Here is a 583-nt window from a genome sequence, read left to right as displayed (position 1 = left end):
CACATCTAAAAATGTCATTTTTGCCAACCTTTCAATAAATATAATAAAAACTTGAGAAGCAGCAGGATAAATAACAAATCCTTAAGGTATGCTAAACCGAAAGCAGTTCATCTTCTTCCAGAAGTGGTTCCTGCCGCAGTTTGAGTATTACCTGTGCAATAGCCACAACATCTCTTTCACAGTAGCGAATAATACGGTCCAGATCATTTTCATTGTAATAGACATTTCGGACTTCGCTGCCATCGATATCTTCCTTGGGAGAAGGAATTCCCAGCACATTACAAAGCAATTTGAGAGAGGTGAAATGTTTGTAATCGCCAAATTTCCATAGCTCCAGGGTGTCCAGGTGTGGGACTTCCCAGGGCTTCTTTCCAAAAAGGTTTAGTTTATTCGGAAGCTCAAGGTTATGAATGAGCATACGGCGGGCGATGTATGGGAAGTCGAATTCTTTCCCGTTATGCGCGCAAAGCAAATGTTGTGGTCTTGCAAAATGCCCGTCCAGTAAATTTCTGAAATCCTGTAACAGCTGTTTTTCTTCCCCGTGAAAAGTAGTAGTTCTAAACGTTCTTTTCTCTCCCTGAAA

At 41.2% G+C, this 583-nt stretch carries 1 protein-coding gene; it reads right to left on the bottom strand.

The features are described from left to right. Positions 1–91 precede the first annotated feature (91 nt). The coding region (locus HC175_RS16635) for a ribonuclease H-like domain-containing protein (protein ID WP_168139486.1) at positions 92–583 on the bottom strand (492 nt) is incomplete at its 5' end.

The sequence above is a fragment of the Salinimicrobium oceani genome, assembly GCF_012037645.1.
The sequence above is the reverse complement of the archived record's forward strand: the minus strand, read 5'-3'. Positions and strand labels throughout refer to the sequence as shown.